General features: G+C 39.5%; 21 protein-coding genes. 13 read left to right on the forward strand and 8 right to left on the reverse strand.

Translation table 11 applies throughout. The features are described 5' to 3' along the window. Nucleotides 1-12 precede the first annotated feature (12 nt). From gloB to lpxA, 9 genes are all read left to right on the forward strand, one after another. The gene (gene gloB / locus C5N92_RS07965) at nt 13-720 is read left to right on the forward strand and encodes a hydroxyacylglutathione hydrolase (protein ID WP_111750314.1); all 708 of its coding nucleotides are present in this window, start codon (nt 13-15) and stop codon (nt 718-720) included. 123 nt (nt 721-843) lie between these two features. Beyond that, nucleotides 844-1,557 carry a polyprenyl diphosphate synthase gene (uppS, locus tag C5N92_RS07970; protein WP_255409117.1) on the forward strand — a complete coding sequence of 238 codons (714 nt, stop codon included), beginning with the start codon at nt 844-846 and terminating at the stop codon, nt 1,555-1,557. Between the two features lie 17 nt (nt 1,558-1,574). Continuing rightward, nucleotides 1,575-2,444, forward strand: coding sequence for a phosphatidate cytidylyltransferase (locus C5N92_RS07975; RefSeq protein WP_111750315.1), 870 nt, complete (start codon nt 1,575-1,577; stop codon nt 2,442-2,444). A 9-nt stretch (nt 2,445-2,453) separates the two neighbouring features. Beyond that, nucleotides 2,454-3,773 carry an RIP metalloprotease RseP gene (gene rseP / locus C5N92_RS07980; protein ID WP_111750316.1) on the forward strand — a complete coding sequence of 440 codons (1,320 nt, stop codon included), beginning with the start codon at nt 2,454-2,456 and terminating at the stop codon, nt 3,771-3,773. Nucleotides 3,774-3,828: 55 nt separating this feature from the next. Then, nucleotides 3,829-6,222, forward strand: coding sequence for an outer membrane protein assembly factor BamA (gene bamA / locus C5N92_RS07985; protein ID WP_111750317.1), 2,394 nt, complete (start codon nt 3,829-3,831; stop codon nt 6,220-6,222). Between the two features lie 66 nt (nt 6,223-6,288). Next, nucleotides 6,289-7,113, forward strand: a complete 825-nt coding sequence (locus C5N92_RS07990; protein WP_111750318.1) for an OmpH/Skp family outer membrane protein — start codon at nt 6,289-6,291, stop codon at nt 7,111-7,113. After that, the gene (lpxD, locus tag C5N92_RS07995; RefSeq protein ID WP_111750319.1) at nt 7,113-8,138 is read left to right on the forward strand and encodes a UDP-3-O-(3-hydroxymyristoyl)glucosamine N-acyltransferase; all 1,026 of its coding nucleotides are present in this window, start codon (nt 7,113-7,115) and stop codon (nt 8,136-8,138) included. Before C5N92_RS07990 ends, lpxD begins: the two co-directional genes overlap by 1 nt. A gap of 22 nt (nt 8,139-8,160) precedes the next feature. Further along, a complete protein-coding gene (gene fabZ, locus C5N92_RS08000) occupies nt 8,161-8,628 on the forward strand; it encodes a 3-hydroxyacyl-ACP dehydratase FabZ (RefSeq protein ID WP_111750320.1) in 468 nt (155 codons plus the stop codon). Between the two features lie 27 nt (nt 8,629-8,655). Further along, the gene (gene lpxA / locus C5N92_RS08005) at nt 8,656-9,450 is read left to right on the forward strand and encodes an acyl-ACP--UDP-N-acetylglucosamine O-acyltransferase (RefSeq protein WP_111750321.1); all 795 of its coding nucleotides are present in this window, start codon (nt 8,656-8,658) and stop codon (nt 9,448-9,450) included. Between the two features lie 51 nt (nt 9,451-9,501). Here the strand turns inward: lpxA and yacG are convergent, their stop codons facing one another. From yacG to C5N92_RS08035, 6 genes are all read right to left on the reverse strand, one after another. After that, nucleotides 9,502-9,681, reverse strand: coding sequence for a DNA gyrase inhibitor YacG (yacG, locus tag C5N92_RS08010; protein ID WP_111750322.1), 180 nt, complete (start codon nt 9,679-9,681; stop codon nt 9,502-9,504). Next, complete coding sequence (gene coaE / locus C5N92_RS08015) at nt 9,678-10,304, reverse strand: dephospho-CoA kinase (protein ID WP_111750323.1); 627 nt, start codon at nt 10,302-10,304, stop codon at nt 9,678-9,680. The genes yacG and coaE overlap by 4 nt, the downstream gene beginning before the upstream one ends. A 26-nt stretch (nt 10,305-10,330) precedes the next feature. Next, nucleotides 10,331-11,008: a prepilin peptidase gene (locus tag C5N92_RS08020; protein WP_111750324.1), complete on the reverse strand. Its 678-nt coding sequence runs from the start codon at nt 11,006-11,008 to the stop codon at nt 10,331-10,333. Continuing rightward, nucleotides 11,005-12,201, reverse strand: a complete 1,197-nt coding sequence (locus tag C5N92_RS08025) for a type II secretion system F family protein (protein ID WP_111750325.1) — start codon at nt 12,199-12,201, stop codon at nt 11,005-11,007. The genes C5N92_RS08020 and C5N92_RS08025 overlap by 4 nt, the downstream gene beginning before the upstream one ends. Further along, nucleotides 12,194-13,579, reverse strand: coding sequence for a GspE/PulE family protein (locus C5N92_RS08030; RefSeq protein WP_111750326.1), 1,386 nt, complete (start codon nt 13,577-13,579; stop codon nt 12,194-12,196). Before C5N92_RS08030 ends, C5N92_RS08025 begins: the two co-directional genes overlap by 8 nt. 77 nt (nt 13,580-13,656) lie before the next feature. Next, nucleotides 13,657-14,103: a prepilin-type N-terminal cleavage/methylation domain-containing protein gene (locus C5N92_RS08035; RefSeq protein WP_111750327.1), complete on the reverse strand. Its 447-nt coding sequence runs from the start codon at nt 14,101-14,103 to the stop codon at nt 13,657-13,659. A 195-nt stretch (nt 14,104-14,298) separates the two neighbouring features. Between C5N92_RS08035 and radA the strand changes: the two genes are divergently transcribed. Further along, nucleotides 14,299-15,678, forward strand: coding sequence for a DNA repair protein RadA (gene radA / locus C5N92_RS08040; protein ID WP_111750328.1), 1,380 nt, complete (start codon nt 14,299-14,301; stop codon nt 15,676-15,678). A 65-nt stretch (nt 15,679-15,743) separates the two neighbouring features. On the opposite strand, the gene ppc is transcribed toward radA, so the two are convergent. Next, the gene (ppc, locus tag C5N92_RS08045) at nt 15,744-18,383 is read right to left on the reverse strand and encodes a phosphoenolpyruvate carboxylase (protein WP_111750329.1); all 2,640 of its coding nucleotides are present in this window, start codon (nt 18,381-18,383) and stop codon (nt 15,744-15,746) included. A gap of 111 nt (nt 18,384-18,494) precedes the next feature. Continuing rightward, on the reverse strand, nt 18,495-19,439 hold the full coding sequence (prmB, locus tag C5N92_RS08050) for a 50S ribosomal protein L3 N(5)-glutamine methyltransferase (protein WP_111750339.1): 945 nt from the start codon (nt 19,437-19,439) through the stop codon (nt 18,495-18,497). Between the two features lie 99 nt (nt 19,440-19,538). Between prmB and smrB the strand changes: the two genes are divergently transcribed. The 3 genes from smrB to C5N92_RS08065 all read left to right on the forward strand — a co-directional run bounded on the left by smrB (nt 19,539) and on the right by C5N92_RS08065 (nt 23,315). Further along, nucleotides 19,539-20,078 (forward strand): endonuclease SmrB, encoded by a 540-nt coding sequence (gene smrB, locus C5N92_RS08055; protein ID WP_111750330.1) that lies wholly within the window; start codon nt 19,539-19,541, stop codon nt 20,076-20,078. 100 nt (nt 20,079-20,178) lie between these two features. Then, the gene (locus tag C5N92_RS08060) at nt 20,179-21,045 is read left to right on the forward strand and encodes an EamA/RhaT family transporter (RefSeq protein WP_111750331.1); all 867 of its coding nucleotides are present in this window, start codon (nt 20,179-20,181) and stop codon (nt 21,043-21,045) included. A 47-nt stretch (nt 21,046-21,092) separates the two neighbouring features. Further along, nucleotides 21,093-23,315, forward strand: coding sequence for an ATP-binding protein (locus tag C5N92_RS08065; protein WP_111750332.1), 2,223 nt, complete (start codon nt 21,093-21,095; stop codon nt 23,313-23,315). Nucleotides 23,316-23,463: the final 148 nt, after the last annotated feature.

Below are 23,463 nucleotides of genomic sequence, written 5' to 3' on the forward strand. Positions count from 1 at the left end.
GTGCATACAAATATGTTAAACATCACCCCTATTCCCGCCCTTTCCGATAATTACATTTGGATCTTACAAAAAGACAATCACGCCATTATTGTCGATCCTGCTGAATCTCAGTCTGTGTTGGACTATCTTGCAAAAAATCAGCTGGAACCGACCGCTATTTTACTGACCCATAATCATCATGATCATACGGACGGCGTGGCGGGATTAGTTGAGCAATTTCCACATTTGTCGGTTTATGGTTCGGAAGAAGTTCGACAATTTGCGACCGACATTGTTTACCTTAAACAGCAGTTTGAATTGTTAGGTTTGAACGTTCAAGTGATTGAAAGTGCAGGACATACAGCTCAACATATTAGTTATTTGATTGATAACGAATACCTGTTTTGTGGCGATGCGTTGTTTTCGGGCGGCTGTGGAAGAGTGTTTACGGGGGATTATCAAGCTCAATTTGATACGCTACAACGTTTTAAAGCCCTGCCTGATTTTGTGCAAGTGTATGCAGGACATGAATATACCCAAAGTAATTTGAAATTTGCTGAAACTGTGTTGCCAAGTAACTGTGTTTTAATGGAATATCAAGAGCGAGCGGATATTTTACGTTCTCAGCAAAAGCCGACATTGCCTACAACGATAGGGACTGAAAAACAGATTAACCCCTTTTTACAAGCGGTCACTTTAAGTGAATTTATTGCAATACGGAAACAAAAAGATAATTTTTAATCTTCCTTTCAAATAAAAAGCGAAAAGCAGAGGGGATAGTCAATTCCCCTAGGCGCTATCCTATGGTATAGTTATCACCATTTTTCATTCATCTCAATTTCTTAATTAAGTGGGTAAATTCCTGTGAGTATTGATCTTCAAAATATGCCACAACATGTTGCGATTATTATGGATGGCAACGGCCGTTGGGCAAAACAGCAAGGGAAATTACGCATATTTGGACATCAAAACGGTGTGAAAGCTGTTCGTGCTGCAGTTAATTTTGCAGCAAAACATGGTATTAAAGTCTTAACGCTTTACGCTTTTAGTAGCGAAAATTGGTCTCGACCTGAAGCTGAAGTTTCTGCATTAATGACGCTTTTTATGAAAGCTCTTGATTCAGAAGTAAAAAAATTACATAAAAATAATATTCGCCTAAACATTATTGGGGATAAATCTGCTTTTAGTGATAGCTTACAAAAGCGTATCGCTCAATCGGAAGCCTTGACTGCAAATAACTCAGGCTTGATTTTAAATATCGCCGCTAATTATGGTGGTTATTGGGATATTACCCAAGCCGCACAAAAAGTGGCGTTACAAGTCAAAAATGGGGAACTTGCTGTTGAAGAGATTACGCCAGAATATTTTCAACGTCACTTAGTAACAGAGACACAGCCCCAAGTAGATTTGTTAATTCGTACTAGTGGCGAACAACGGATCAGTAACTTTTTATTATGGCAGATTGCTTATGCTGAATTAGTGTTTAGCCCTGTTTTATGGCCTGATTTTGATGAAAAGGCATTTACAGATGCCATTATTGCTTACCAACAACGTGATCGCCGTTTTGGTGGTTGTTAATTTATAAGGAAAATTTCATGCTTAAAGAACGAGTCCTTTCAGCCATTGTGATGATTATTGTCGCTGTCGTGGCATTATTTTGGCTTTCGCCATTGCCGTTTACCATTGGGTTATCGGCAATTATCGTGTTAGGTATGTGGGAATGGGCGCAATTTGTAGGTTTTAAACGTCCGATTGCTCGGGCGATTGTGGCATTTGTGGTGACTTGCTTATTAATTTTCCCGATTATTGCTGGCACAAATTATATTCAGGCAACCCGTTTTTTAACGGATGAAACTACGCCATTGTTATTTGTCGGCGGCTTTTGGTGGGTGATTGCTTTTGCTTTAGTGGTGAGCTATCCAAAATCGGCTGATATTTGGGCAAAATCAGTGGCGGCAAAATTCATTTTTGGCTTTTGTACCTTAATTCCCTTTTTAATTGGCACGTTGGCGTTACGTTTTTATCAATATAACATCGAACAACACCAAGGCACTTACTTATTGCTTTATGTTTTCTTACTTGTTTGGGGCGCAGATTCTGGTGCTTATTTTGCAGGACGTGCTTTTGGTAAACATAAATTAGCGCCAAAAGTATCACCCGGAAAATCATGGGAAGGGGCTGTCGGCGGGGTGATTACCTCTGCGATTATTGCGCTGATTTTCTTAAATGCAACGCCTGAAAATGTCTTTGGACGTGAGTTAAATACAACGGCATTTATTGTGTTATCTATTATTACTGTTGCGGTGTCTATTTTAGGCGACTTAAGTGAAAGTATGTTCAAACGCCAAGCTGGCATTAAAGATAGTAGCAACTTAATCCCGGGACATGGTGGTATTTTAGATCGTATTGATAGCTTAACTGCTGCGGTGCCTGTGTTTGCCATCGGTTTCTTTTTCTTCCTGTAAGGTGGCGTAATGACATCGATTTTAGCCTTTTTTATCCTGATTTGCGTATTGGTCTTTGTTCATGAATATGGACATTTTTGGGCTGCACGCAAATGTGGGGTAAAGGTATTACGCTTTTCCATTGGCTTTGGCAAAGTGTTATGGCGTAAAAAAGATAAACAAGGGACAGAGTTTGCCTTTTCGCTCATTCCATTGGGCGGTTATGTGCAAATGCATAACGGCGAACCTGAACATAATTTGCCTGAATCACAGTCATTGCAGAGCAAAACTGTTTTACAACGAGCCTTTATTGTGTTGGCAGGCCCTGTAGCCAATTTTCTCTTTGCGATTGTGGCATATTGGGCGGTGTTTATTGCAGGTGTGCCAACACTTAAGCCTGTGGTTGGTTCTGTCATTCCAGATACCATAGCAGCACAAGCGCAACTTGAACCTGAATTTGAAATTAAAACAGTTGATGGTCGTTCTGTTCAAGATTGGGAAGATGCAACCTTAGCGCTATTAGGCAAAATCGGTGAAAATCATGTTTTGATTGAAGGTAACCATATTGATGAAAATATCTCTCATCAGTTTAGCTTAGATTTATCTCAATGGAATGTCGATGGCAATAAAGAGAATCCTTTAACGACATTAGGTATTCGCCCTAAAGGTGCGGAAGTTGAACCAATTGTTAAAAGCGTAGTCGAAAATTCGGTTTCTGCTAAAGCGGGTATTTTAGCAGGCGACAAAATTATCTCTGTAAATAATAAACCTTTTGAGTGGCGATATTTATTAGAGCAAGTTCAAACAGGTCAAATTGTTCATTTAAATATTGAACGAGCAGGTCAACGCTTAGATTTTCAATTACAGCCAGAAAAGTCAGAAAAAGAAGGACGTTATCTGATCGGACTTGTGCCAACTTATCAGCCTTTGGCGGATAAGTACCGAGCAGAACTGAAATATGATATGCTAACGGCATTTAGCAAGAGTATTGAAAAAGTCGGTTCATTGACTTATACCATTTTGCAGTTTATTGGCAATTTAATCACAGGTGATTTGTCTTTAAGCAATATGGGCGGTCCGATTTCAATGGCAAAAGGCGCAGGTGCAACGGCTGAAATTGGTTGGATTTATTACTTAAGCTTTATGGCGCTAATTAGCGTTAATTTAGGTGTGATGAATCTTTTTCCTATCTTACCTTTAGATGGCGGACAATTGCTATTATTAGGTGGAGAAGCAATACGGGGTAAACTGCTTTCAGAAAAAATTCACCTTCGCTTTCAGCAATTAGGTATTGCATTTGTTTTAGGATTAATGCTTTTTGCATTGTTTAACGATTTAATTCATTTCTAGCCTTACAAGCGGTTAGATCTTAATATCATTTTACGAAACTAGTAGGATCATTTAGATGAAAAAACTATTACTCTCAACGCTTTTAGTCGCAAACGGTGTTGCATTTGCTGCGCCCTTTGTCGTAAAAGATATCCGTATTGACGGTGTTCAGCCAGCAGCGAGTGCGGCAATTATTCCAACGCTACCCGTGAAAGTGGGGCAAACAGCAACAGATAATGATGTGGCAAATGTTGTTCGTCAGTTATTCGTACAAAACCATTTCCAAGATGTACGTGCTGTGCGTGAAGGTAATACACTTGTTATTAAAGTAGTTGAATATCCGATTATCAATAATGTAGATATTGAGGGAAATTCAGCCATTCCTAAAGATCCACTAGAACAAAATTTAAAAGCAAACTTGATTACTAAAGGTGAGCTTTATGATGCAGCTAAGTTAGAATCTTTTAAAGCGGCATTGATCGAACATTATCATTCAATTGGTCGTTATAATGCGACAATTGATACGAATGTCACACAATCTCCAGAAGGTGGAGTAAATGTAAAATTAGACATTAAAGAAGGCGATGTTGCTTATGTTAAAAACATTAACTTTGAAGGGAACCAAGCATTTTCTTCAAAAGAGTTAACGAAACAATTAGATATTCAACCTGATGTTTCTTGGTGGAATATTTTTGCAAGTAGCAAATTTGAACAACAAGCTTATAACCAAGATTTTGAGAATTTACGTAATTTTTACATGAATCGTGGTTATGCAAAATTTAATGTTGATGCAGCACAACCTGTATTTAGTGAAGATAAAAAAGAAGTAAATTTAACTTATAAAATTCATGAAGGCGAAGCTTACAATGTGAGTGATATTCGTATTGTTGGTAATACGGCTAAATTGGATAAAGAGTTAAATGAGCAATTAAAAGGATTCAAACAAGGTAGCTTATTCCGTAAGGATGAATTATCAAAATATGAAGAAGGTATTAAACAAGTTTTAGGTGACAATGGTTTTGGCTCTGCAAAAGTAGAGTTACATCCTACTTTTGACGATGCAAATAAAACAGTACGTTTAACTTTTGTTGTTGATGCTGGTCAACGTGTTTATGTAAGAAAAATTCGTTTTGAAGGCAATGATGTAACAGCAGATTCCACATTACGTCGTGAAATGCGTCAGCAAGAAGGTGCTTGGTTATCAACAAGTAAAAGCCAGTTAGGTAAAGCAAGATTAGAGCGTACTGGTTTCTACGAAACAGTAGATATGAATTATGTCAATGTTCCTAATACAACTGACCAAGTAGATGTCGTTTATAAAATCCGTGAGCGTAATACAGGTAGTGTTAACTTTGGTATTGGTTATGGTACAGAAAGTGGTATCAGTTACCAAGCAGGGATTAAGCAAGATAACTTCTTAGGAATGGGATCAACAATTAGTTTAAATGGTACACGTAATGATTATGGTACCAGTGTTAACTTAGGCTACACAGAACCATACTTCACCAAAGATGGCGTAAGTTTGGGGGGGAATATCTTCTACGAAGATTATGATAACTCTAAGAATGAAAGTGTTGCGAGCTATAAACGTCAAACTTATGGTGTTAATGGTACTTTAGGTTTCCCTGTTGATGAAAATAACTCATACTATTTAGGTTTAGGTTATACTCATGACACGATTAAGAATGCACAAAGAGAATATAATCGTGAGTTATATGTCAAATCAATGAACTATCCTATTGATTCGACAACAGATAAATATCCACGAATTAAAGCAGATGACTTTGATTTCTCTTTTGGGTGGAACTATAACAGCTTAAATCGCGGTTACTTCCCAACAGAAGGTACAAGTGCTAATATCGGTGGTAAAGTAACGATTCCAGGATCAGATAATAAATACTATAAATTAAGTGCAGATTTCAAAAATTATTTACCATTGAATCGTGAACATAAATGGGTCATCTCTACGAGAGCAAGTATTGCATATGCGAGCGGGCTAAGTGGTAAAAAATTACCGTTCTATCAGACATATAGTGCAGGTGGTATCGGTTCTTTAAGAGGATTTGCTTATGGTGCTGTTGGTCCTCAAGCTATTTATTTAGGCAAAGATAGCAATGGTAATAGTGTCTTTAACTCTGTTAATGGAGACATTATCGGTGGTAACGCAATGGCAACAGCAAGCCTTGAGTTAATTATGCCAACGCCATTTATTAGTGAAAAATATCAACATAATGTAAGAACATCTGTGTTTGTTGATGCAGCGAGCGTTTGGGATACGAAATGGAAACGTTCAACTTATCCAACGTTACCTGATTATGGTAATTATAAACGTATTAGAGCATCAGCAGGTCTTGCATTCCAGTGGAACTCTCCAGTTGGGCCTTTAGTATTCTCTTATGCGAAACCAATTAAGAAATACCAAGGTGATGAAATTGAACAATTCCAATTTAGTATTGGTAGCACGTTCTAGTTTAACAAGCGGTTAGATTTGCTAAATCATTTGCAAATTAACCGCACTCTTCTTTAAGGATATTAAATGAAAAATGTATTTAAAATCACAGCTATTGCAGCAACATTAGCTTTTAGTAGCAACTTAGTAAATGCAAATGATAAGATCGGTTTTGCAGATGCTAATTTTTTAATGCAAAATCACCCATTAACGATTGAAGCAAGTGAAAAATTCACTAAATTTATGAAAGAAAGTGAAGATAAATTTGCTCCACAAGAAAAGAAATTGGCAGAAGAAAATAAAAAACTGTCAGAAGATGAAAAAGAGTTAATGGCAACTCGTAAAAAGATTGAAAGTGATGCTCAAGCATTACAAAAAGAGCAAGCTGCATTAGAAGCTTCTATGAAGAAAAAAATTGCTCAATTGGAAAAAGATGCACCAAGATTAAGAGCAAAAGAGATTCAGGCTCGTCAAGATAAGATTAATGCTGAAGCAAAACCATTCCAAAATAAAGTTGCAGCGTTACAAAAGCGTGAAGCAGATTTTGGTAAAAAAGCTGAAGAATTCCAAAAGCGTGCAGATGAGTTTCAAAAGAAAGTAGCAGCTTTCCAAGAAGAAATTGCTAAAGCGCAAAAAGAATCAGGTGCAATGACTCCAGAACAAGTTCAGCAAAAAGTCATTGAAGATATTAATGCGAAAATTAAGCAGGTTGCAGAAGCTAAAGGCTATACTCTTGTTCTTCCACCGTCAGTTGCGCTTTATGCCAAAGATGAAAGTGCAGATATTACGGAAGAAATTTTGATTGCAACAGGTGGTAAAATGCCTGAAGCTCCAAAAGCAGATGCTCCAAAAGTAAATTCAGCAACAGAAACAAAAGCTGAAGAATCTAAACCAGAAGAAGCGAAAAAATAATGGCTGGATTCCGTTTAATTGACTTAGCGGAGCAGATCGGCGGTACCCTAAAGGGTAACGCCGATTTAGCTATTTTAAGCATTGCTCCTTTAGATAAAGCAACAGCAAATCAGATTACTTTTATCTCAAATGCAAAATACCGCCCACAGCTTACTCAAAGTCAAGCGGGTGCTATTATTGTCACAGAGGCAGACGTTGAATTTTGTGCTGAAGAACAAAACCTGATTATTGTTGCAAATCCTTATCTTGCCTATGCAATTCTTGCACAATATATGGACACAACACCAAAACCTGCTCAAGATATTGCAGACAGTGCGGTGATTTCACCGGATGCCAAATTAGGCAATAATGTCTCTGTTGGGGCAAATGCAGTGATCGAAAGTGGCGCAGAAATTGGCGATGATGCGATCATTGGTGCTGGCTGTTTTGTTGGTAAAAATAGCAAAATTGGGGCGAGAACAAAGCTATGGGCAAATGTCTCAGTCTATCACAATGTTCAAATTGGCTCAGATTGCTTAATTCAATCTTCTGCGGTCATTGGTAGCGACGGTTTTGGCTATGCGAACGATAAAGGACAGTGGATCAAAATCCCACAAACAGGTGGTGTGATTATTGGTAATCGTGTCGAAATTGGCGCTTGTACCTGTATCGACCGTGGAGCATTAGATCCAACGGTAATTGAAGATAATGTGATTATTGATAACCTTTGTCAAATTGCCCACAACGTTCATATCGGCTATGGTACAGCGGTAGCTGGTGGTGTGATTATGGCGGGCAGCCTAAAAGTTGGACGCTTCTGCCAAATCGGAGGTGCAAGTGTTATCAATGGACACATGGAAATTTGTGATGGTGCGATTATTACAGGAATGGGTATGGTAATGCGCCCTATTACAGAAAAAGGTATTTATTCATCTGGTATTCCATTACAAACTAATAAAGAGTGGCGTAAAACAGCTGCTCTCGTAATGAATATTGATGAGATGAATAAGCGGTTAAAAGCACTAGAAAAGCATTTAAGTGAATAAAATATTTTAAAGAGGTTTAAACGTGACAATCGAAGTTCAAACAGAAAATAGAGAAGCAAGAATTATTGAAGTAACGGAAATCATGGAGATGTTACCACATCGTTACCCATTTTTACTTGTAGATAGAGTCGTTGATTTTGAAGAAGGGAAATGGTTACGTGCAGTTAAAAATATCAGTGTCAATGAACCTTGTTTTACTGGACATTTTCCTAATCAGCCTATTTTCCCTGGTGTTTTAATTTTAGAAGCAATGGCACAGGCTACAGGTGTATTAGCAATTAAAAGCTATGGTAAATTAAAAGATAACGAACTTTACTATTTTGCAGCTGTTGATAATGCACGTTTCAAACGCCCTGTTGTACCAGGCGATCAAATGATCATTGAAGTCACTTTTGTGAAAGAAAAACGTGGTATTACGGCATTTACAGGCAAAGCTTATGTAGATGGAAAAGTCGTTTGTGAAGCAGACCTAATGTGTGCTCGTAAATAACATTCACTCTAATTAGAGAAAATAATTATGCAACTTATTGATTCTTCAGCAAAGATTCACCCTACAGCACTGATTGAAGAAGGTGCAATGATTGGTGCTAATGTAGAAGTTGGTGCTTTTTGTGTGATTGGAAAAGATGTCAAAATTGGAAAAGGTACAAAAATTCATTCTCACGTCGTTATTCAAGGTAACACAGAAATTGGTGAAGATAACCACATTTTCCAATTTGCGAGTATTGGCGAGATTAACCAAGATTTAAAATATCAAGGCGAACCAACCAAAACCATCATTGGACATCGTAACCGCATTCGTGAAAGTGTGACTATTCATCGTGGTACAGTGCAAGGCGGAGGCATTACTCGTGTGGGCAACGACAATCTATTTATGATCAACTGTCACATTGCCCATGATTGTACCATCGGCAACCGTTGTATCATTGCAAATAACGGTACCCTTGCAGGGCATGTTACCCTTGACGACTTTGTGATTGTAGGCGGAATGTCTGCTATTCATCAATTTGTCGTGATTGGTTCTCACGTAATGCTTGGTGGTGGTTCAATGGTTAGCCAAGATGTGCCTCCGTATGTAATGGCTCAAGGTAACCATGCTCAACCATTTGGGGTAAATCTTGAAGGATTAAAACGTCGTGGCTTTGAAAAAGCGACGATGCATGCGATCCGTAATGTGTATAAACTCATTTACCGCAGTGGTAAAACCCTTGAAGAAGCGATGCCAGAGATCGAGCAATATGCCAAAACAGAAGCGGCAGTGAGCTTGTTCTTAGATTTCTTCAAACGCTCAACTCGAGGCATTATTCGTTAACAGCAAGCGGTGGGATCTTGTGAAAGATTTGCAAGATCTCACCGCTTGTTATCACACCAAATTCGATGACATCACATCGTTATCTGTCTGGTTTCCCGCAATCCGCTTTTCTTCGTTTGCCCATTCGCCTAAATCAATGAGCTGACAACGTTCGCTGCAGAATGGACGATATTTACTTTCAGAAGACCAAACAACTTCTTTTTCACAAGTAGGACAATTTACAACAGTCATTCTTTTCGTTCCTTATGTTTTGCTAATGCTAAATAACGATGATGTAGTTTAGCGACTTGATGAGCAAGATTTATCGCATTTTCATCGAGAGAAAGATTATTTTCAATGACATCATCGGCATAACTTAATCGTGTTTGACGAGAGACTTGTGAAGCCATTATATTTTTAATGGTTTCAACGTTGCTTTGGTCCCGCTTAGTTGCCCGTTCAAGCTGAATTTCAGGCAATACATCAATCACTAAAACCCGATCACAATATTCCGTCAGCTGATTTTCAATCAACAGTGGTACAACCCAAAGTACATAAGGGGCATTACTTTCTTTCAGTTGTCTTAACATTTCAGCACGAATAGCGGGGTGAAGCAGTTGATTTAACCACTGCTTTTCACTTTCCGATTGAAACACAATCTGACGCAAAGCGGTACGATCTAGCTCACCATTTGCAAGTAAAATCTGATCACCAAAACGCGCTACAATTTGAGCCAACAGTGGCGAACCTTTCTCAACCACTTGGCGAGCAACCACATCAGCGTCAATAATGGGTACATCTAACATTTCAAAAAGATTGGCAATCGTCGATTTACCACTGCCAATACCGCCTGTTAGCGCTACGGTGTAAGTCATAATAAAATCTCAGGTGATGAATATCGTCAGATTTTACCAACAATTCCAATTAAAGTCGAAAGGCTAATAAATGGCACAAATGGCAATCTTGCTATTTTTCTTTTTGTCCATAAAAAGTAACCCAACGCAAATAACAGACCAAATACGCAAGCAAAAAGCAGTAGTTCGATCATTTTTTCTAAGGAAAATAGTGGAGAAATGGCAATAAAAAGTAACATATCGCCGATGCCTAATCCTTCTCGTTTTAAAATAAATTGGCTAATTAAATGAAATAACAGAAAAAAGAGTGTAGTGATAAAAAGTGAAAAAAGTCGTTCATATAAAAAAACGTTATCATAAAAAAGTAGTTGCCACAGGGATAAAATAAAAACAATGGCGACATATTGAACATCGGTTAAATAATAGAAATAATCTAGCAATGATAAATAGCTTAAAATAAATAGGATAAATATGATTGGCAATGATAAATGATGTTGCCAAAAAGTGATTAATGGCAATAAAATAAAAAATAGATTTATCAAATAAGATGATTTTGCCTGTAATTGAGATTGAGCTAAAAATTCCGCCAAACTTAAATTAGGTAAATTGGGTGAAATCATTGACGCATAATCTTGATAAAGTTGTTGATTTATTTTAGTTGGAAATTGAGCAATTTCTAATTTAAACCAATATACCAAACATAATGAAAAAAGAAATAAGATCATTCAATCATTGCTCCCATATCAAAGATTGGTAAATATAAGCCGACTAAAATGGTGCCGACAATAATGCCCATTAATAACATTAACATTGGTTCTAACAATTGTGAGAGTAAATCAATCTGATAATCTAACCGCTGTTGATAAATATCGCTGATCTGTTTTAGCATCACCGAAAGTTTGCCACTCTGCTCACCGATAGCGATCATCTGTAACACATCATTTGAAAAGAGTTTCGGATCTAAACTGTCGGCTAAACGGTAGCCTTGTTTTAAAAAAGTTAATGTGCTGGCAAGGGAATGTTGCAATAAAATATCATCGCTTTTATTAGCTAAAAAAGAGTGTAGTACGCTATCTAAGCGAATGTGGGATGCTAACATTAAACTGCTATTTTGGCAGAAAAAGATAATTCGTGAATCTTGAATAATCCCTTTAAATATCGGGAGTTGGCTTAAAATAAGCAATTTTACTTTTTTAATAATGGTCGTCTTTTTATTTAAAAACGAAATTATCAATAATGAAATTATGATAAATAATATTAAATGAATAATGTTTTGTTGAAGGAAATTAGATAATATAAACAATACATTAGTAATCAATGGGAGTGATTTTCCTTTTGAGCCATACAGTTCTGCAAATTGTGGCACAATAAAAATTAATAATAAAATAGAAAGCGTAATGGAAATGGTTAAAATAAATAATGGATAAAACAGAATTTTTTTCACTTTTTTAGTAAGTTTTTCTGATTTTTCCCTTGTTTGTGCAATGTTGGATAAAATAATACCTAAATTACCGCTTGTTTCTGCCATTTTTATTAATTGGATCTCTTGAGCATTTAAATACTTGCCCTGTTTTTCCAAAGCAGAAGAAAAAGCAAAACCGGCTTCAAGCAAGCGGATCGTTTCCTGTTGCCAACGGTAAAAAGAGAGATTTTGGCAACTTTCAAGCAACATTGATAGGCACTGTTTTAGGGGGATACTGGCTTGTACCAACATCGCAAGTTGTTGAATATATCGATTAATTTCTTCTTTTTTCGGGGCGGTTGACAGCACAAATTGACGGCTAATGCGTAGCTGTCGATAGCCTTTTTGTTGTAGCTGTTGTTCAAGTACCGCTCGGCTGGTGGCGATACGTTGCCCCGTCTGTTTTTGCCCCAAGCGGTTACGCCCTTTCCATTGAAATAGGTAAATGTTATTCATAGCCTAACACCCTATCGACTTCTACATTTGTAGTAAGTTGTTGATTTACTTTCTGTTTTGCACTTTCTCGTAGGCTTGAAAAGTCCAAACAAGCGGTCGCTATCTCAAATTTTTTTGCAGATCGGCTTAAACATTGATAAACGCCAATCCTCCCTTTGTAGCCTTGATAACAATCATCGCACCCTGCTCCTGAACATTTGGTGCAGAGCTTGCGTACCAAGCGTTGTGCTATCACTAATAGCAGCGAATTTTGAATTTCATACTCTTGAATACCCAGTTGCAACAGGCGTTCGATAGCAGACGGGGCATCATTGGTGTGCAAGGTGGAAAGCACCAAATGCCCCGTTTGGCTTGCTCGTAACGCCATTTTGGCACTCTCTTCATCACGAATTTCGCCTAACATAATGATGTCGGGATCTTGTCGCAAAAAGGTTCGCAACAGTTGGCTGAAATCAAGGTTAATCGACCTATTAACTTGCGTTTGGATCAAACCGTCAATCTCGATTTCAACAGGATCTTCCGCCGTAAGAATATGTTTATCTAGCTGATTGAGATAGCTCAAGGCACTGTAGAGCGTAATACTTTTGCCGCTGCCCGTTGGACCTGTTACCAAAATCAACCCCTGTGGCTGTTTGAGTGCCTTGAGCAAGGTTTCCTGTTGCGGTGGGGTAAAGCCAAGTTGCAAAAAGTCGAAGCTAGTCGGTTTATTTTTCTGCAAGCGTAGTACCAGCTTTTCGCCGTACAGGGTCGGCAAGGTTGAGACACGGAAATCTAAGGTTTCGGCAAGGGCGGTGGTAAAGCTAAATTGCCCGTCTTGTGGCTGGCGAAGTTCGCTAATATCCAGTTTCGCCAACAGTTTGATACGAGAAATCAGACGGCTCGCCAGTTGGTTGGATAGGCTTTTGTACAGGTGCAACACGCCATCAATCCGCAGGCGAATAATCAATTTCTGCTTGCGTGGCTCGATGTGAATGTCAGACGCATTTTTGGCTAAACAGAATTTGAACAGGTTATCCAACAGCTGAATAATTGGGTCGTTGAGATTGAGCTGATCATTGTCTTGCTCAACGCTGTGCAGTTCGCTTTCTTCATAGAAATGTTGCTGTTCGGGCGATAGGGCGTTGAGCAGATATTTGAGTTCGTCCGATGCCACGACCACAGGTTCGATTTGCTTGTGGGTCATAAAGGCGAAGATTTCGCAAGCGGTGAGATTGTTCTCATCATCGACAGCCAGCCATAGTTTCTGCTCCGTTTCTTGTACAGGTACGGCAAGATAGCGGAGTAACAGCTGTTTTTCATCGCAGTTTTTCTGCCAAAGGTGATCGGTGATTTCAAAAATGCGTTCAGTTTGAAGTTCGCATACGGCGTATTGGGGCATAGAAGATCCTTTAAGATACAATGTAGGGGCGGACCGATGTGTCCGCCCGAAATTAATGATGGATTAAACCCACCCGATTACTGTCCGCAGAAATTCGCAGGGAACAAACTTGTATCAGAGCCTTGACAGCTAGTTGCCCAAGTAATGTTGTTATTGGCAAATTTCGGTGTCATTGTGTAACCGTAGCCGTCAATGTTTCCTTTACCTGTGACAGTAATAACACCTGCGGATACCGAAACGGATTTCAGGTATTTGGTATCCGTACTATCAGTTTTGTTCGCTTGAATGCCGTTTGAACCACCAGTACAGTTTGTTAATGCTCCCGTGTTATAAATACAGAGTTCCACATCGGATTTATAAGATGCAGACGCTCTCAATAATTCCGATAGGGCAGCTTTTTGTGTGTAGCTGGTATAAGACGGAATGGCGATAGTGGCTAAAATTGCAATAATAGCGATCACAATCATCAGCTCAATCAAGGTAAATGCTTTTGCAAGCGGTCGGATTGCTCTAGAATTTTTCATAAATTGTCCTTAAACAGTTGATAAATAAACGATGCGTATCAAAATACGCCTAGCAAATTTGCCATTTCTGGCAAGAAAAGCGATGAGCAAAATTTATTTTTTCGACGTAGATCGAAAAAATCACATTTTCTTCCTGTTCATTTACACAGTATTTTTGCTAAAATAACCAAAATTTGATGGTAAAGAGAGAATAAAATGGCAAAAGCACCAAAAACGGCTTATGTATGTAATGATTGTGGGGCGGAATATGCTCGTTGGATGGGGCAGTGTAAGGCGTGTATGGCATGGAATACCATTAGCGAAGTCCGTCTGATTTCTGCAAAAGAGAGTAGTAAAAGCGACCGCTTGAGTGGCTATGCTGGGGAAACAACGGGAAAAATTCAGCGTTTATCGGAAATTGATTTACAGGAAGTACCACGTTTTAGTAGCGGTTTTTATGAGTTGGATCGGGTGTTAGGTGGCGGTATTGTACCAGGCAGTGCGATTTTGATCGGCGGACACCCAGGGGCAGGGAAAAGTACCTTGTTGTTACAAGTGATGTGTGGGTTGTCGCAAAGTTTGCCAACCCTTTATGTGACAGGGGAAGAATCGTTACAACAGGTGGCGATGCGAGCGAATCGTTTGGGATTGCCAATGGATAATCTCAAAATGCTGTCGGAAACGTCCGTTGAGCATATTTGTAACCTTGCCGATCAGGAAAAGCCGAAGTTAATGGTGATTGACTCTATTCAAGTAATGCACCTTGCAGATATTCAATCTTCGCCCGGTAGTGTGGCACAGGTACGAGAGTGTGCGGCGTTTTTGACTCGTTATGCTAAAACTCGCCAAGTAGCGATTATTATGGTCGGACACGTGACTAAAGACGGCACGTTGGCAGGCCCGAAAGTGTTGGAGCACGCCATTGATGCGTCTTTGTTGCTGGAAGGTGAAGCGGACTCTCGTTTTCGTACTTTGCGTAGCCACAAAAACCGTTTTGGTGCGGTAAATGAGCTAGGGGTTTTTGCGATGACCGAGCAGGGCTTGCGAGAAGTAAAAAATCCGTCAGCAATTTTTTTAAGCCGTAGCGAAGAACAGACTTCAGGCAGTTCGGTAATGGTGTTGTGGGAAGGAACTCGACCTTTACTTGTTGAAATTCAAGCGTTGGTTGATCACTCAATGCTTGCCAACCCTCGCCGTGTGGCAGTCGGCTTGGAGCAAAACCGCTTATCGCTACTGCTTGCTGTATTGCACCGACACGGCGGATTACAGATGTCCGATCAAGATGTGTTTGTCAATGTGGTAGGCGGCGTGAAAGTAACTGAAACCAGTGCGGATTTGGCTCTGTTGTTAGCGTTAATTTCTAGTTTCCGCAATCGCCCGTTACCGCAAGATTTGGTGGTATTTGGCGAAGTAGGTTTAGCAGGGGAAATTCGCCCTGTGCCGAGTGGGCAAGAGCGAATTAGCGAAGCGGCAAAACATGGTTTTAAACGAGCTATTGTCCCTTACGGCAACGCCCCGAAAAAAGCGATTAAAGGAATGGAAGTCTTTACCGTGAAAAAACTGAGCGATGCCTTGGATATTGTGGGAAATTTGTAAAAAATGGATGAAAAAAGACCGCTTGTTGTAACAAGCGGTCAGATTGGATTATAAATTTGCAATATCTAGCCTGTATTGCGCATACCCGCTGCAATACCTGTGATGGTAATCATTAGGGCTTGCTCTAAGGCTGGATTTGGATTATCGCCTGCGGAACGTAAACGATGCAACAGCTCCACCTGTAATAAGTTAAGCGGGTCGGTATAGATATTACGTAGCGCGATAGATTCTGCAACCCAAGGCAAATCTGCCATCAGTTGCCCTTCGTGTGCAAGTGAAAGCACGGTTTGGATGTCCGCTTCTAATTGCGTACGAAGTTCACGACCTAAACGATGTAATGTTTGTGGAACAAGGCGCTGGTCATAATGTTCTGCAAGCCATAAGTCTGCTTTACTGAACACCATCTCTAACATTCCAATACGGGTGGAGAAGAACGGCCATTCTGTACACATCTCTTTCAAGAGAGCTTCATTGCCTTGTTCAATCAACTGTTGTAGTGCTTGACCTGCACCAAGCCATGCTGGGAGCATCAAACGGTTTTGCATCCAAGCAAAGATCCAAGGAATTGCACGCAAACTTTCTACGCCACCATTTGGATTACGTTTTGCTGGACGTGAGCCGAGCGGTAATTTTGATAACTCTTGTTCAGGGGTCGCTGCTCGGAAGTAAGGAACGAAATCAGGCTCACCACGCACAATGCCACGGTAGATTTCACAAGAAATTTGAGAGCCTTTATCCATAATATCTCGCCAAGCCTGTTTTGGCTCTGGTGGTGGACAAAGGTTTGCTTCTAAAATCGCACTTGCATATAAATCTAAACTTGATACGGCAACAGCAGGTAAACCAAGTTTGAAACGAATCATTTCTCCTTGCTCTGTTACACGTAAACCGTTTTTGAGTGAGCGTGGTGGCTGTGAAAGTAGTGCCGCGTGAGCTGGCGCACCGCCACGACCGATAGTACCACCACGTCCATGGAAGAGGGTTAACTCAATATTATATTTTTCCGCTAGGTTAACCAGTGCTTCTTGCGCACGATATTGCGCCCAAGATGCTGCTAACATACCGGCATCTTTGGCAGAGTCAGAATAACCAATCATCACCATCTGCTGATTATTGATAACACCACGATACCAGCCAATGTTGAATAATTCGGTCATCACTTTTTCACAGTGATCTAAATCGTCTAATGTTTCAAAGAGTGGCGCAACACGAATAGTAGTTTTGCAACCTGCTTCTTTTAGTAATAGGTGAACTGCCAATACATCAGATGCTTCACGAGCCATAGAAATCACATAAGCTGAAATGACACCTTCAGGCTGTTCAGCAACCACTTTACAGGTGTCTAAAATCTCTTTGGTTTCAGGACTTGGTGTCCAGTTTGTTGGTACAAGCGGGCGGCGAGAGCTTAATTCACGTACAAGGAAAGCTTGTTTATCATCTTCTGTCCATTGTGAATAGTCGCCTAAGCCGATATAGCGAGTGATTTCGGCTATCGCCATTTCATGACGTGTACTTTCTTGACGGATATCTAAACGAGATAAGCCTAAACCAAAACAGCGAATGCGGCGTAAGCAATCAAGTAAACCGCCGTTAGCGATAATTCGCATACCGCATTGGTGGAGCGATTGGTAGCAGTCATAAAGCGGTTCCCACAGCTGTTCATCATCCGTTAAAATTTCATCTCGGCTGATCGTGAGTGGTTTATCTTGTAATAGTTCATCATAGTAAGCTAAAGTTTTGACCAGTTTAGCACGTAGTTCTTTCACCACCACACGATACGGCTCTAAATGATCGCCATATTTTGCACGGAATGCGCCTGTTGCGTGAATAACGGAAAGTTCATCAGCCAAAGATTTTATATCTTCAAGGAATAATTCAGCTGCTTTGTAGCGGTTCATACGCAACACTTTACGAGTGGTTTCTGCGGTAACAAACGGGTTGCCATCACGGTCGCCGCCCATCCAAGAAGAAAAATGCACAGGAGCAAGTCCCACAGGATGTTGCACACCGAAGTTTTTCTCTAAATGGAAGTTTAATTGACGGCAAAATTCAGGCACGGCTTTCCATAGACTATTTTCAATCACCGCCATGCCCCATTTAGCTTCATCAACAGGAGTTGGACGTTGAGTACGAATTTCATTGGTATGCCATGCAAGAGCGATTAATTGCATTAAACGACGTTTAAGTTTGGTTGTTTCTGCATCAGTTAAATCGTCATGCTCTAAACGGCTTAAACAACGATTGATTTCTACGTGTTTATGCACTAAAGAACGGCGAGTTACTTCTGTCGGGTGTGCGGTTAACACAAGATCAATCAATAGTTTTTCAACGGTAGCAATCACTTTTTCGGTAGGTACATTTTGCTCTTTTAATCGAGCAAATAGCACTCCCATTGAACGTTCGCCTAAAGCAACATCTTTGTTATGACGAGAAATTGTATGGTATTGTTCTGCAATGTTAGTTAAGTTTAGAAACTGGCTAAAAGCACGGGCGACAGGAATCACATTTTCTGTGGAGATGTTGGCAAGAATATTAAGTAATTCTTCACGTGCTTTTTCATCACCTGAACGTGAAGCACGTGAAAGAATACGAATATTTTCAATCAAATCTAAAATTTCATTGCCTTGGGCATCACGAATTGTTTCGCCTAAAAAATCTCCCAACATATGAATATTACTGCGCATAGATTCATAAACTTGGCTCATAGATTGTCCTCTTTATTGGTAAAAATTCACTAGGCGTAGATATACCTAAAAAGAGAATAAATGGCAATGAAATTTAATTTTTTTAATGAAATAAATTAGATAAATTTATCTTTAAGCAAATAAATGTTTATTTGCAATCAGTTGCTCTCTCGTCAAACTAAACACGCCTAATCCGCCGTGTTTAAATTCAAGCCAATGGAACGGTACTGTTGGGAACTGCTCGATCAGATGCACCATACTGTTGCCGACTTCGCACACTAACACGCCGTTATCGGATAAGTAATCCGCCGCTTGTGCCAAAATCCGTTTGGTGATGTCCAATCCGTCTGTCCCTGAACCTAACGCCATTTCAGGCTCGTGGTGGAACTCTTCAGGCATATCGCTCAAATCTTCCAAATCGACATAAGGCGGATTGGTGACAATCAAGTCGTAGCGATCTTGCGGGAGATCGTTAAATAGATCCGATTGGAACGGGAACACACGATGAACCATATTGTGTCGTTCAATATTGATCTCCGCCACATTTAACGCATCAACAGAGAGATCGACCGCATCAATTTCGGCGTTGTGGAATTTATCCGCACAAGCAATGGCAATGCAACCGCTGCCCGTACACATATCTAAAATGCGTTTAGGTTCCGCTCGCAAAATGCCGGTAAAGCCTTGTTGGATAAGCTCACCAATCGGGGAGCGTGGCACAATCACACGTTCGTCTACATAAAATTCTAAGCCAGAAAACCAAGCCGAATTGGTCAAATAAGCAACAGGTTTACGCAAGCCCAAACGCTGTTCAACCATTGCGATAATTCGCTCTTTTTCTACACGGGTTAAACGTGAAGCGTAAAGGCTTTCAGGCACATCAACGGGCAAGGCAAGGGCGGTTAATACCAACTGATTAGCTTCGTCCCACGCATTGTCGTGTCCGTGTCCGTAATAGAGATCGGAGGCATTAAAATAGCTGTATGCCCAACGCATCATATCTAAAATCGTGGCTAAATCGTCCGCCACAGGTGATGAAGCGATTTCATCAAGCAGTTCAAGGTTATGTTCGTACATCATCGTTAATACTCACTTTGAAACATTTTGAAAAATTGCCGTTTTATACCACATTTCCCTTTGTGTTAGAATGGCAAAGTCAATTTAAAAGGAAAGATTATGTTAGAGAATATCGATAATGATGAATTAGCTCTTTTTCGAGAGGCGATAAAAGGCACGAAGAAGATTAAACAAGATACCTTTGTGCCGAAAACGGAACCACGTAAAAAAGTAAATGAAATCAGAGAGTTAAAAGAGAAAGCGGATACTTTATTCTATTTTTCTGACGAATACGAACCGCTTTTAACGGAAGAAAATGAAAAAGTTCGTTACCGCCGTGAAGATGTCGACCCTTATATTTTAAAACAGCTCCGACGTGGCGATTTTCACCCCGAACTCTTTTTGGATCTGCACGGCTTAACGAAAGAAATGGCAAAAAAAGAGCTGGCGAGTTTGATTTTAGCTTGTGAACGTGAAGGTATTTATTGTGCCAGCATTATGACAGGCTACGGCACCAGAGCCTTGAAATATCAAATTCCCCGCTGGCTTGTGCAACACCCAAAAGTCATCGCCCTACATCAAGCCCCGAGAGAATGGGGCGGTGATGCGGCGATTTTGATTTTGGTGGAACAGCCTGAAAAGGTGGATTACAAGCGGTAGCATTTTTAGGAAATTTTACAAATCCGATCTCCATTATTTAAAAAGAATCGATAAAATTTTGTAAAATAACCTAGTTTTTTATACTTTAAAAGGAGACTAAATGTTAGAACTCATTCTAGCTATTTTATGTAGCGTATCCGTTGGGGTACTGATTAAGGTTGCTCGTAGCAAAGGAATTGCAATTGCTCAAAGCATTGCTGTGAACTACATTGTTGCGACAAGTTTGTGTTATTTTTTACTAAAACCTGATTTCAAAGGGCAAACCTTGGTAGATATTGTAGCGAACAATCCGTCATCTTATCTGTTTTTCGCTTTAGGGATTTTGTTGCCAACAGTCTTCTTAATTCAAGCCAAAGCTCTTGAATTTGCAGGTATTATCCGTACGGATGCGGCTCAACGTTTATCCCTGTTCTTACCAATTTTGGCAGCCTTCACCATTTTTGGTGAAGCGGTCACTTCCAATAAATTGTTTGCACTCTTGCTTGCCTTTGCGGCGCTAGGCTGTTTGCTTTGGAAAAGCAATGAAGGCATGGGTGCTAAAGGCGGCAAAACAGCGATTATTAGTCTTGCGCTTGTCTGGGTTGGTTTTGGCGTGATCGATATTCTGTTTAAACAGATGGCAAAAACAGGTTCCGCTTTCCCATTGACCTTGTTGATCTCTTTTATCTTCGCAGGCTGTGTGATGTTTATTTACTTGCTGCTTAAACGTACACAATGGCATGTTCCAAGTGTGTTAGTTGGCTTGTTATTAGGCACGCTGAATTTTGGGAACATTCTGTTTTATATCAAAGCACACCAAGTGATGAAAGATGACCCAACTTTAGTATTTACGGGAATGAACTTAGGTGTCATCTGTTTAGGTACATTGATTGGTGCTTTCGCATTTAAAGAAAAAATCAATAAAATCAACTATGTAGGTGTTGCAGTAGCTATTGTGGCAATTGTCTGCTTATTCTACTGGCGTTAAATTGATAAAATAGCTCTGGCAACAGGGCTATTTTTTATGGAGAGAAAATGAAAAATCCAAAACAGTATGCGCAAAATTATGTGAATTGGGTACTTCGTCTAGGTAAAGGGAAATCAGCTTTATTTGGGCTATTTGTATTAGCGATTTTTGCCATTATCACACAAAGTTTATTAAGTTGGCTTTTTACTGGAAGAGTACATGCAGAGGATATTTTGCGTTCCATTGCTTTTGGATTAATTTCAGCGCCTTTTGTTATCTATTTCTTTAACTTGATTGTAGAAAAGTTAGAGCGCTCTCGTATTCGTCTTGAACAATCGTTAAATGATCTTTCTCTGTTACGGGAACACGATGCTCGTTTAAATGTAGAGTTAGAACAACAAGCGGAGTTTTTGCGTTCTTTCTTTGACGCATCACCAGATTTAGTTTTTTATCGTAATGATAAAGGGGAATTTCTAGGATGTAATCGAGCCATGGAAATTTTGACAGGGCGTTCAGAAAAAGAGTTGATTCACTTGACGCCTAGAGATATTTACCCCGAAGAAACGGCAAAACTGATTTTAGATACGGATAGAGACACGTTAATTAGTAATACGGGTGTCACTTATGAGCAGTGGATTCGCCACCCTAATAATAAACTCTCTTGCTTTGAAATCCGCAAAGTGCCTTATTACGACCGTGTAAATAGTCGTCACTGCATTATGGGCTTTGGGCGTGATATTACCGAGCGCAAACGTTATCAAGAAGTGATTGAGAAAAACAGCCGTGATAAGTCGACTTTAATGGCAACAATCAGCCACGAGTTATGTACGCCCTTAAATGGCATTATCGGATTAAGTCGTATTTTGTTGGAAGGTGAATTGTCTGAACAGCAAAGAGAATATCTGAAAACCATCAATATTAGTGCAGTCTCTTTAGGACATATTTTTAGCGATATTATTGATCTAGAAAAAATCGATAGCCGTCGTATTGAGCTTTTTCGTAGTGAAATTGAGTTTTCTCAAATCATCAGCAATATCAGCCATTTTGCAAATTTAATGGCAGAGCAGAAAAAGATTAAGTTTACTATTCAATATGATGATAATTTGCCTGATTTTATTTTTGTTGATAATGCAAGATTGAGCCAAATTTTATGGAATTTAGTGAATAATGCCGTGAAATTTACCCCAGTTGGCGGAGAAATTTCACTGCGAGTTGAGAGACGAGACCAAGATCATTTTGCTTTTATTCTTAAAGATACCGGCATTGGTATTAAGAAAAGTGAGCATCGAAAAATTTTTGCGATGTTCTATCAATCGGAAAACTCACAAGGCAAAAAAGCACAGGGAAGTGGCATTGGCTTGGCTATTTCCAAACGCATTGCTCGCTTAATGGGTGGCGATTTGACCGTTGAAAGTGAGCTAGGGCAAGGCTCGACCTTTACTTTGCTGATTCAAGCAGATGAAGCTTGTCAACATAAAGAAGTGGCGATTAATACCCATGCATTAAAAGTACTTTTAGTAGAAGATATTGAAGTTAATATTGTAGTAGCAAAAGCTATGTTGGATAAATTTGGCTGTGATGTAGATGTTGCTATGACAGGTGAAGAAGCCTATGATTTATTTGATAAAAATAGTTACGACCTGATTTTACTTGATATCCAGTTGCCAGATACAACGGGGGTAGAAATAGCGCAAAAATTACGTCAGCGTTATGAAGAAGGTGATGTGGATTACTTACCTCTACTTGTTGCTTTAACGGCAAATATCATGCAAACAAAATTAGAGTATCAACAACAAGGTATGGATGATGTCTTACGCAAACCTCTATCATTAGAAGCATTATCTGATTGCTTAAATCGTCACTTTGATGATGACTTTTTGCAAAATTCTCCTGAAAACTTACCGCTTGTTATTGAAGAGCAAAAAGATAATCAGCCTTTCGATCAAAAAATTTTAAAAGAGCTGATTGATGTGATGGGCAAAAATGCTGTCTTAGCCAATTTTGAATTATTTGCAAAATTTATGCCTGAATATATGCAAAATTTAGAGAGATTTCACCAAGAGTGGCGTATATCTCAAGATCTACAAACCCGAAAATTAATTGCAGATGAAGCCCATAAGATTAAAGGCGCACTAGCATCCGTAGGACTATCTCGTTTACAACAAGTCGCCCAATTAGCCCAAACAGACGATGGAGAACATTGGAAACAGCAAATTGAAAATTGGATTGAACAATTGAAAGTTTGGAAAGATGATTTAGATAAAGCGATTCAATGGGTTTCTATGACATAGTAGACAAACGGGTTGGGTTTATTATTTTTAAATAGTAATGGCATATAGGTCAAAATAGTTGGTAAAAACGAGGCATAGTAGACAAAATTGTTGCTGAACCGTCAAAAACTATGCCATGTGGACAAAATTGTTGCTAATGTTTATTTTT

It is taken from the genome of Glaesserella australis, from assembly GCF_003260095.1.
Taxonomy (GTDB): Bacteria; Pseudomonadota; Gammaproteobacteria; order Enterobacterales; family Pasteurellaceae; genus Glaesserella; species Glaesserella australis.

Excerpts from the sequence above, each read along its gene's own strand:
- gloB (WP_111750314.1), top strand. The coding sequence starts at position 13 with ATGTTAAACATCACCCCTATTCCCGCCCTTTCCGATAATTACATTTGG.
- C5N92_RS07975 (WP_111750315.1), top strand. The coding sequence starts at position 1,575 with ATGCTTAAAGAACGAGTCCTTTCAGCCATTGTGATGATTATTGTCGCT.
- rseP (WP_111750316.1), top strand. The coding sequence starts at position 2,454 with ATGACATCGATTTTAGCCTTTTTTATCCTGATTTGCGTATTGGTCTTT.
- bamA (WP_111750317.1), top strand. The coding sequence starts at position 3,829 with ATGAAAAAACTATTACTCTCAACGCTTTTAGTCGCAAACGGTGTTGCA.
- C5N92_RS07990 (WP_111750318.1), top strand. The coding sequence starts at position 6,289 with ATGAAAAATGTATTTAAAATCACAGCTATTGCAGCAACATTAGCTTTT.
- lpxD (WP_111750319.1), top strand. The coding sequence starts at position 7,113 with ATGGCTGGATTCCGTTTAATTGACTTAGCGGAGCAGATCGGCGGTACC.
- lpxA (WP_111750321.1), top strand. The coding sequence starts at position 8,656 with ATGCAACTTATTGATTCTTCAGCAAAGATTCACCCTACAGCACTGATT.
- yacG (WP_111750322.1), bottom strand. The coding sequence starts at position 9,681 with ATGACTGTTGTAAATTGTCCTACTTGTGAAAAAGAAGTTGTTTGGTCT.
- coaE (WP_111750323.1), bottom strand. The coding sequence starts at position 10,304 with ATGACTTACACCGTAGCGCTAACAGGCGGTATTGGCAGTGGTAAATCG.
- C5N92_RS08020 (WP_111750324.1), bottom strand. The coding sequence starts at position 11,008 with ATGATCTTATTTCTTTTTTCATTATGTTTGGTATATTGGTTTAAATTA.
- C5N92_RS08025 (WP_111750325.1), bottom strand. The coding sequence starts at position 12,201 with ATGAATAACATTTACCTATTTCAATGGAAAGGGCGTAACCGCTTGGGG.
- C5N92_RS08030 (WP_111750326.1), bottom strand. The coding sequence starts at position 13,579 with ATGCCCCAATACGCCGTATGCGAACTTCAAACTGAACGCATTTTTGAA.
- C5N92_RS08035 (WP_111750327.1), bottom strand. The coding sequence starts at position 14,103 with ATGAAAAATTCTAGAGCAATCCGACCGCTTGCAAAAGCATTTACCTTG.
- radA (WP_111750328.1), top strand. The coding sequence starts at position 14,299 with ATGGCAAAAGCACCAAAAACGGCTTATGTATGTAATGATTGTGGGGCG.
- ppc (WP_111750329.1), bottom strand. The coding sequence starts at position 18,383 with ATGAGCCAAGTTTATGAATCTATGCGCAGTAATATTCATATGTTGGGA.
- prmB (WP_111750339.1), bottom strand. The coding sequence starts at position 19,439 with ATGTACGAACATAACCTTGAACTGCTTGATGAAATCGCTTCATCACCT.
- smrB (WP_111750330.1), top strand. The coding sequence starts at position 19,539 with ATGTTAGAGAATATCGATAATGATGAATTAGCTCTTTTTCGAGAGGCG.
- C5N92_RS08060 (WP_111750331.1), top strand. The coding sequence starts at position 20,179 with ATGTTAGAACTCATTCTAGCTATTTTATGTAGCGTATCCGTTGGGGTA.
- C5N92_RS08065 (WP_111750332.1), top strand. The coding sequence starts at position 21,093 with ATGAAAAATCCAAAACAGTATGCGCAAAATTATGTGAATTGGGTACTT.